The organism is Xanthomonas protegens, from assembly GCF_038442435.1.
Classification (GTDB): Bacteria; Pseudomonadota; Gammaproteobacteria; order Xanthomonadales; family Xanthomonadaceae; genus Xanthomonas_A; species Xanthomonas_A sontii.
On record NZ_JAQJCQ010000019.1, the window covers coordinates 78,767 to 87,254 of the forward strand.

7 protein-coding genes are annotated in these 8,488 nt (G+C 69.7%); 5 read left to right on the forward strand and 2 right to left on the reverse strand.

Going from position 1 to position 8,488, the window contains the following annotated elements:
- Nucleotides 1-14 precede the first annotated feature (14 nt).
- From hrpB to PIQ37_RS18580, 3 genes are all read left to right on the forward strand, one after another.
- On the forward strand, nt 15-2,624 hold the full coding sequence (gene hrpB / locus PIQ37_RS18570) for an ATP-dependent helicase HrpB (RefSeq protein WP_342074588.1): 2,610 nt from the start codon (nt 15-17) through the stop codon (nt 2,622-2,624).
- Between the two features lie 225 nt (nt 2,625-2,849).
- Nucleotides 2,850-3,749, forward strand: a complete 900-nt coding sequence (locus PIQ37_RS18575; RefSeq protein WP_342074589.1) for a hypothetical protein — start codon at nt 2,850-2,852, stop codon at nt 3,747-3,749.
- Between the two features lie 122 nt (nt 3,750-3,871).
- Entirely contained in the window at nt 3,872-4,282 is a 411-nt protein-coding gene (locus PIQ37_RS18580) for a hypothetical protein (protein ID WP_017908157.1), read from the forward strand.
- A 291-nt stretch (nt 4,283-4,573) separates the two neighbouring features.
- Here the strand turns inward: PIQ37_RS18580 and PIQ37_RS18585 are convergent, their stop codons facing one another.
- Both PIQ37_RS18585 and PIQ37_RS18590 read right to left on the reverse strand, forming a co-directional pair.
- On the reverse strand, nt 4,574-5,110 hold the full coding sequence (locus PIQ37_RS18585; RefSeq protein WP_017908156.1) for a pseudouridine synthase: 537 nt from the start codon (nt 5,108-5,110) through the stop codon (nt 4,574-4,576).
- An 85-nt stretch (nt 5,111-5,195) separates the two neighbouring features.
- Nucleotides 5,196-6,053, reverse strand: a complete 858-nt coding sequence (locus PIQ37_RS18590) for a class I SAM-dependent methyltransferase (RefSeq protein WP_342074590.1) — start codon at nt 6,051-6,053, stop codon at nt 5,196-5,198.
- Nucleotides 6,054-6,228: 175 nt separating this feature from the next.
- On the opposite strand from PIQ37_RS18590, the gene PIQ37_RS18595 reads away from it, so the two are divergent.
- Entirely contained in the window at nt 6,229-7,188 is a 960-nt protein-coding gene (locus tag PIQ37_RS18595; protein WP_342074591.1) for an aldo/keto reductase, read from the forward strand.
- Nucleotides 7,185-8,222 carry an NADP-dependent oxidoreductase gene (locus PIQ37_RS18600; RefSeq protein WP_342074592.1) on the forward strand — a complete coding sequence of 346 codons (1,038 nt, stop codon included), beginning with the start codon at nt 7,185-7,187 and terminating at the stop codon, nt 8,220-8,222. Before PIQ37_RS18595 ends, PIQ37_RS18600 begins: the two co-directional genes overlap by 4 nt.
- Nucleotides 8,223-8,488: the final 266 nt, after the last annotated feature.

Consider the following 8,488-nt stretch of genomic DNA (forward strand, 5'->3'; position numbering starts at 1 on the left):
CGTATCCTTTGCCGATGACGTCCGCCGTGTTTCCGATCGATCCGCTGCTGCCGCAGATCCGCGCCAGCCTTGCCGCCCATCCGCGCCTGGTGCTGGAAGCGCCGCCCGGCGCCGGCAAGACCACCCAGGTGCCGCCGGCGCTGCTCGACGCGCCCTGGCTGCAGGGCCGGCGCATCGTGATGCTGGAGCCGCGCCGGGTCGCCGCGCGCAGCGCCGCCACCTTCATGGCCCTGCAGCGCGGCGAAGCGCCGGGCGAAACCGTGGGCTATCGCATCCGTTTCGAGAACAAGGTGTCCGCGCGCACCCGCATCGAGGTCGTGACCGAGGGCATCCTGACCCGCATGCTGCAGGACGACCCGATGCTCGACGGGGTCGGCGCCCTGCTGTTCGACGAGTTCCACGAGCGCCACCTGGCCGCGGACCTGGGCCTGGCGCTGGCGCTGGACGTGCAGGCGCAGGTGCGCGAAGACCTGCGCATCGTGGTGATGTCGGCCACGCTGGACGGCGAGCGCCTGGCGCAGTTCCTCGACGCGCCGCGGCTGTCCAGTGCCGGCCGCAGCTTCCCGGTGGAGATTGCGCACTTTCCCGCGCGGCGCGAGGAATCGCTGGAGGCGCAGACCCGGCGCGCGGTCGAACATGCGCTGCAGCAGCATCCGGGCGATGTGCTGGTGTTCCTGCCCGGACAGCGCGAGATCGGGCGGGTGCAGGCGGCGCTGGAAACGGCGGGTGTTGGGGGTGGTGCGGTGGCGGGTGGTGCTGAGGGTCTTACCCCAGCCGGCACCGCCTCTGGCGTACCCTCATCCGGCGCTGCGCGCCACCTTCTCCCGGGGGGAGAAGAGAGCGGAGTGGAGGTCCTGCCGCTGCATGGCGAGTTGCCGGTGGAACAGCAGAGCAAGGTGCTGCAGCCGGATCCGCAGGGGCGGCGGCGCGTGGTGCTGGCGACCAACGTCGCCGAGTCCTCGGTGACGCTGCCCGGGGTGCGGGTGGTGATCGATGCCGGGCTGGCGCGCGAGCCGCACTATGACCCCAACAGCGGCTTCTCGCGGCTGGACGTGACCGCCATCGCCCAGGCCTCGGCCGATCAGCGCGCCGGACGCGCCGGTCGCGTCGCCAGCGGCTGGGCCTACCGCCTGTGGCCGCAGTCGCAACGCCTGGAGGCGCAACGCCGCGCCGAGATCCTGCAGGTGGAACTGGCCGGGCTGGCGCTGGAACTGGCCGCCTGGGGCAGCGATGGCCTGCGCTTCGTCGATCCGCCGCCGGCCGGCGCGCTCGCCGCCGCGCGCGAGCTGCTGCAGCGGCTCGGCGCGCTCGCCGACGGTGGCGCCATCACCGCCAGCGGTCGGCGCATGCTCGCGCTGGGCACGCATCCGCGGCTGGCGGCGATGCTGCTGGCGGCCGGCGATGCGCGCGCGCAGGCGCTGGCCTGCGACCTCGCCGCCCTGATCGAAGCACGCGATCCGCTGCGCCAGGGCGGCGATGCGCTGGCCGCACGCTGGCGCGCCCTGGCCGCGTTCCGCCGCGGCCGCGTGCCGCACGACGCCAACCGCGGCGCGCTGGCGGCGATCGATGCGGCGGCAAAGCAGTGGCGACGGCGCCTGCGCAGCGACGCCGCAGCGCCGGACAGCGTGGAGGCGCACGAACTCGGCGATCTGCTGGCGCACGCCTTTCCCGATCGCATCGGCACGCGCCACCCCAGCGATCCGCTGCGCTACCAGTTGGCCAACGGCCGCAGCGTGCGTCTGTTCGAGCACAGCGACCTGCGCGGCGAGCCCTGGCTGGTCGCCACCGAACTGCGCCACGAGGCCAAGGACGCGTTGCTGCTGCGCGCCGCACCGGTGGACGAGCGCTACCTGCGTGCGCAGTTTCCGCAGCGCTTCGCGCAAGAGGACACGGTGCGCTGGGACCCGGAACGGCGCGCGCTCACGGCGCTGCGCGAGACCCGTTTCGACCGCATCGTGCTCGACAGCCGCCCCGCCGGCCGGGTCGAACCGGCGCAGGCAGCCGCGGCGCTGACCGAGGCGGTGCGCGAACTCGGACTGCAGGCGCTGCCCTGGAGCGAGAACCTGTCGCAATGGCGCGCACGGGTGACGGGACTGCGCCAGTGGATGCCGGAACTGGACCTGCCGGACCTGGGCGATGCCGCGCTGCTGGCCAGCCTCGACGACTGGCTGCGCCCGGCCTTCGCCGGCAAGACCCGGCTCGATGCGCTGAGCGAGGACGAACTGGGCGAGGCGTTGAAGGCGCGGCTGCCGTGGGACCGTCGCCAGGCCATCGACCGCCACGCGCCGGTGCGCATCGCGGTGCCGTCGGGGATGGAACGGCGCATCGACTACAGCCTGGACCACGCCGGCCAGCCGCAGCCGCCGGTGCTGGCGGTCAAGCTGCAGGAGCTGTTCGGCCTGGCCGACACCCCGCGCATCGCCGACGGCCGCGTGCCGCTGCTGCTGCACCTGCTCTCGCCCGGCGGGCGGCCGCTGCAGGTCACCCAGGACCTGCGCAACTTCTGGTCCAACACCTATCCGGAAGTGAAGAAGGAAATGAAAGGCCGCTATCCGCGCCACCCGTGGCCGGACGATCCCTGGACCGCCACCGCCAGCCATCGCGCCAAGCCCCGTGGCACCTGAGTGCGCATCGAGGCCCGGGCGCACGCTCTCGCGGCGCGGCGCATTGTGCCTTCCACCCGCGTTGCGTATGTTGCGCTGGCAGAGATGTCCAAGGCGCCGCGGCGTTCTGGCATCACGCTGCGACAGCCCAGTCCGTTGGCGCCGGCAGCATCGTGTTGGTGCTTCCTGTCCGGGAAATCGCCGGTTTCACGACAACGCCGGCACATCACACAAGGCGACGTGCGCATGGCTCTGGACGGCGTGAAAATCCTCGATGGCGACTTGGCGCACGATGCCTATGCGGCCGTGCTCGCGGCCGTTCACGCCGGGCAACCAGTCACTGCCATCAGGAAGGCCATCCCGCTGTTGCCTCGCAAGACATTCGACGACCTCGACAACGAAATCTATCTCACCAGCACCGCGCTCGCCTATTGGGAGTCGGGCCTGCTGTCCGCGTCCGACGTAGCGGACCTGGAAGCGAAAGTCTGGAGCCTTTTTAACGAAAAGAACTGGATAAGTCTTTTCGGCGCCAGTGAGGGGAAGAAGCGCAAGACGCAGCTCCAGGCACTTTTCAAGAAACTCGGCAAGCCGCACGCCGTCGCCGAACCGAAACCAATTGAAGGCATCTTTCGGGAAGACCAAGCCTACGCCTTCGCGCTCGGCGGGGGACTGTTCGGCGCCTTTCTCTGCGTGGGAGTCGGGTACGTCGGAAGCAAGATATCCCGTTACTCGATCGTCTTCTTCGATTACCAAGGTTCCCTGCCCCATCTGGACGATCTGAAAAATTCCAGGCTGCAGGGTGGATTCGTTGCCAGTGCCGGGGATCGTTCCTTCGTGGCCCGGCATCAGCCGGGAGTGGAGAGGCTCTGGCAATTCGCCGGCAACGAGACGCTCGGCGAATTCGGGCTACACCAGAACACGATTCGGCACACGCATCTCCTGGACATCGGAACGGAGGCCTTCGTGGAGCTGGGACGCATCCAACTCCAGGCGTCGCTGAAAGCGATGAAGTCCTCCAGCGTGCTCGAAGCACTGGAGCATTTCCAGGAAGATCTGGAGATCGCGCTATCGGCGGCGGCCGCCTCACGGAAGGAATTGACTTTTTTCCCGGTCAGCCTGCTCGTCGATGCAGGAGCCTCAGGGTAGACGCCTCGCCACCGCGCCCCATTCATTCAGCCGGCAGACGAATCCACGGCGCCGCGCTAACGCCCCGTATACGGTAGGCGGGCGACACTGCAACCCTTCATTCCTGCCAGTAGGGGACGCCCATGAGCAAGCTGACCATCATCACCGATCGCGCCCTGGATCTCGCCAGCCACGCCGGCGACAGCCTCAAGCACTTCGGCCCGCAGGCGAACAAGTGGTTGCAGTCGGGCAAGGCGATGGGCGCGCTGAAGGCGGGCGCCGCGATGGGTGCGGTGAAGACCGGCTCCAAGGTCGCGCGCACCGCCGTGCGTCGCAACCCGGCCATCGCGATCGCCGCCGCCGCGGTGGGTGTGGGTCTGCTCGGCTACGCCATCTACCGCAAGCGCCAGCGTGACAAGGGTGCGCCGATCGAAGGCAATGCGCAGCGTATCGAAGCCGCCAACAAGCGCGGCAACGTCGGTGCGCGCCGCAGCGCTGCCAGCACCCGCGGCACGCGCCGCAATGCCGCAGCGCAGGACGCCACCGAAGAGTGAGGTCCGCGCACTGCCGCTGACGGCAGCCGCAGCATGAAACGCAGCGACCGGGAAACATCCCGGTCGCTTTTTTTATGGATTTACTGCGGCCCTGCTTTTCCAACGTAGGAGCGGCTTCAGCAGCGACGCGGTGAGCCGGGATTGGGGAATCGGGATTGGAGAGTCGCAACGGCGGTTTCCCCACCCGCGGTGCCTCCCATGTAGGAGCGGCTTCAGCCGCGACCGGAGCGCATCGGTAACGCCTCGGTCGCGGCTGAAGCCGCTCCTACGCGTCACTCGGCACAACACGCACTACAGCGCGCGCCAGGCCCCCGGCGCCAACCCGTCCAGGCGGTGCGCGCCCATCGCCGCGCGCACCAGGCGCAGCGTCGGCAGGCCGACCGCGGCAGTCATCCGCCGCACCTGGCGGTTGCGGCCTTCGCGCAGCACCACCTGCAACCAGGCATCGGGCACGCTCTTGCGGAAGCGCACCGGCGGATCGCGCGGCCACAGCGATGGCGGCGCGTCCAGCAACGTCACCTCGGCCCGTGCGGTCGGGCCGTCGTTCAACAGCACACCGTCGCGCAGACGCTGCACCTGCTCCGGTTGCGGTGCACCCTCCACCTGCACCCAGTAAGTCTTGGGCTGCTTGTGCCGCGGATCGGTAAGACGGTGCGCCAGCGCACCATCGTCGGTCAGCAGCAGTAGGCCTTCGCTGTCGTAGTCCAGGCGCCCGGCCGCGTACACGTCGGCGGGCAGGCCGAACTCGGCCAGGGTGCGCCGCGGCGGCGTGCTGCGATCGGTGAACTGGCACAGCACGTTGAAGGGCTTGTTGAAGGCGATCAGCATCGGCGGGAACGGCAGCGAACCTGCGCCGCACGACGCGGCGCAGGCATTGTCCCATGCGCGCGCGGCGTGCCGCCCGCGCGCCGGCTCAACGCTTGACGAATTTCAGGGTCATCCGGTCGCTCTCGCCGATCGCCTGGTACTTGGCGTCGTCGGCGGCCTCGTGCTGGTTGCTCGGCGGCAACGTCCATACGCCACCCGGATAATCCTTGGTGTCGCGCGGATTGGCGTTGAGCTCGCTCTTGCCGGCCAGCTTGAAACCGGCGGCCTCGGCCATGGCGATCACCTGCGCCTGGCCGACATAGCCGCTCTTGTCGTCGGCCGGCACGTCGGCCTTGGCGCGGTGCTCGACCACGCCGAGCACGCCGCCGGGCTTGAGCACCTGGTAGAAGCCCTTGAACATGCCCTCGGCCTGCCCGGCCATGCGCCAGTTGTGCACGTTGCGGAAGGTCAGCACCAGGTCGGCCGAGCCGGGCGGGCCGAACACCGGCGCGTTCGGCGCATACGCCACGATGCGCGCGCGGTCGTACTGCGCCGGCGCCGCGGCGAACTTCTGCTCCAGGCCGGCGCGCGCCTTCTGCTGGTAGTCGCGGCCGCGCCCTTCCGGCACGGGGGCCGGATCCACCACCGCAGCGATGTACTGGCCGCGCTCGCGCAGGTACGGCGCCAGGATCTCCGCATACCAGCCGCCGCCCGGGGTGACCTCGATCACCGTCTGGGTCGGCTTGATGCCGAAGAACGCCAGGGTCTGGCCGGGATGGCGGTAAGCGTCGCGGGCGACGTTGGCGCGGTCGCGCCAGCTGCCGTTGATCGCCGCCTGCAGCGACGCGTCCGGCGCCGGCAGCGTCGCGGTGTCGGCAGGCTTGATCGCCTGCGCTGCGGGGGCGAGCAAGGCAGTGGCGACGGCCAGCGTACAGGCGCAGGCGAGCGAGGTTCGAAGCGTCATGGCAGGCATCCGCAAGAGGAGGTGGGGCGAGCCTAGCATGCGGCCCGACAAGCCCGAATGTTGCGCTCCCGTTAGCGCGAATCACGCCGGCGGAACGCTGTTTTCGCGAGCATTGGCCGATCCTTCGACCCCCGGCGACTATCCTGTCGCCTTTCCCCACAGTGGAGCGTTTTCCATGCTGCACACGCGCGAACTCGGCCGCTCCGGCCTGCATGCGGCACCGCTGGCGTTCGGCGGCAACGTGTTCGGCTGGAGCGCCGACGCCAAGACCTCCTTCGCCCTGCTCGATGCCTTCGTCGAGGCCGGCTGCAATCTCATCGACACCGCCGATGTCTACTCGGCCTGGGTGCCGGGCAACCACGGCGGCGAATCGGAAACGCTGATCGGACAGTGGCTCAAGCGCAGCGGCAAGCGCGACAAGGTGCTGATCGCGACCAAGGTCGGCAAGTGGGCCGAACGCCCGGGCCTGTCGGCCGACACCATCGCCGCCGCCGCGGAGGACTCGCTGCAGCGCCTGCAGACCGACGTCATCGATCTGTACCAGGCGCACGCAGACGACGATTCGGTGCCGCTGGAAGCCACGCTGGCGGCGTTCGGGCGGCTGATCGAACAGGGCAAGGTGCGCGCCATCGGCGCCTCCAACTACAGCGCTGCGCGCCTGCGCGAGGCGCTGAACGTCTCCGCGCAATACGGCCTGCCCCGCTACGAAACGCTGCAGCCGGAGTACAACCTGTACGACCGCGCCGGCTACGAGGCCGAACTGGAGCCGCTGGTGCGCGAACAGGGCCTGGGCGTGCTGTGCTACTACGCGCTGGCCAGCGGCTTCCTCAGCGGCAAGTACCGTCGCGCCGAAGACGCGGGCAAGAGCCAGGCGCGCGGCGCCAGCGTGGTCGCGCGCTATCTCAACGCGCGCGGCCTGCGCATCCTCGCCGCGCTCGACGACATCGCCGGCAAGCATGCGGCCACGCCCACGCAGGTGGCGCTGGCCTGGTTGATGGCGCGGCCCGGCATCGTCGCGCCGATCGCCAGCGCGACCAGCCTGGAGCAACTGCAGGACTTGCTCGCCGCCGCGCGCCTGCAGCTGTCGGCCGAGGACATCGCGCAATTGAATACCGCTAGTGAGGAAACTGCATGACCACCCCCACCCAGACCACCCGCATCGTGCTCGCTTCGCGCCCGCAGGGCGCGCCGAGCACCGACAACTTCCGCACCGAACAGGCCCCGATTTCGCCACCCGGCCCCGGCCAGGTGCTGCTGCGCAACCGCTGGCTGTCGCTGGACCCGTACATGCGCGGACGCATGAGCGATGCGCCGTCCTACGCGCCGCCGGTGCAACTGGGCGAGACCATGGTCGGCAGCACCGTGGCCGAGGTGCTGCAATCCAATTCCCCCGACCATGCGCCGGGCGATCTGGTGCTGGTGCAGAACGGCGGCTGGCAGACCCATCTGGTCGTCGACGGCGCCAGCCTGCGGCGCAAGCTCGATCCCAACTCGCCGCTGCCGCCGAGCACCGCGCTCGGCGTGTACGGCATGCCCGGCTTCACCGCCTACGCCGGCCTGCACGAGATCGGCAAGCCGCAGCCGGGCGAGACCGTGGCGGTGGCCGCAGCCACCGGCCCGGTCGGCGCCACGGTGGCGCAGATCGCCAAACTGCGCGGGGCGAAGGTGATCGCCATCGCTGGCGGTGAGGAGAAATGCCGCTACCTGCGCGAGGAACTGGGCGTGGACGTGGCCCTGGACCACCGCGCCAAGGACTTCGCCGAGCAGTTGCGCGCCGCCGCGACCGACGGCATCGACGTGTACTTCGAGAACGTCGGCGGCCACGTGTTCGACGCGGTGCTGCCGCTGCTCAACGATTTCGCGCGCGTGCCGGTATGCGGCACCATCGCCACCTACAACGCCAACGGCGCCTTGCCGCCGGGGCCGGACCGGCTGCCGGCGCTGATGGGCCAGGTGCTGCGCCAGCGCCTGACCCTGCGCGGCTTCATCGTCGGCGACTTCGTCAAGCTGTATCCGGAATTCCTGCGCGAAATGGGCGCCTGGCTGGCCGACGGCCGCGTGCGCTACCGCGAACACGTGGTGGACGGCCTGGAGAACGCGCCGCAGGCCTTCATCGACATGCTGAGCGGCGGCAACTTCGGCAAGCTGGTGGTGCGGCTGGGCGACTGAGGCGAGAAGGTCCGAGGCTGTCGGGACTGATCCCACAAAAATGCACGAGAGTCCTTCCCACATCGTGCCCGGACACTGATCACCACGAGTCGCTGTAGCAGTCGCGATCGCTTGGCTTTGGATGTTGCTGTTGCCCTTGTTTTTGACTTACTGGGTTCCCTTCCGAAGCGGCGGCCATCGCGGGGAAACACCCGAAGGGCGGCGTACATGGATGTACGCCGTCCGCGGCAGGGGCAGGATGCCCCTTCCGCGGATCCCCGTGATGG

Bases quoted from the DNA above. Each gene is read 5' to 3' on its own strand.
- PIQ37_RS18595 (WP_342074591.1), top strand. From the start codon at position 6,229: ATGCTGCACACGCGCGAACTCGGCCGCTCCGGCCTGCATGCGGCACCG.
- PIQ37_RS18590 (WP_342074590.1), bottom strand. From the start codon at position 6,053: ATGACGCTTCGAACCTCGCTCGCCTGCGCCTGTACGCTGGCCGTCGCC.
- hrpB (WP_342074588.1), top strand. From the start codon at position 15: ATGACGTCCGCCGTGTTTCCGATCGATCCGCTGCTGCCGCAGATCCGC.
- PIQ37_RS18575 (WP_342074589.1), top strand. From the start codon at position 2,850: ATGGCTCTGGACGGCGTGAAAATCCTCGATGGCGACTTGGCGCACGAT.
- PIQ37_RS18600 (WP_342074592.1), top strand. From the start codon at position 7,185: ATGACCACCCCCACCCAGACCACCCGCATCGTGCTCGCTTCGCGCCCG.
- PIQ37_RS18585 (WP_017908156.1), bottom strand. From the start codon at position 5,110: ATGCTGATCGCCTTCAACAAGCCCTTCAACGTGCTGTGCCAGTTCACC.
- PIQ37_RS18580 (WP_017908157.1), top strand. From the start codon at position 3,872: ATGAGCAAGCTGACCATCATCACCGATCGCGCCCTGGATCTCGCCAGC.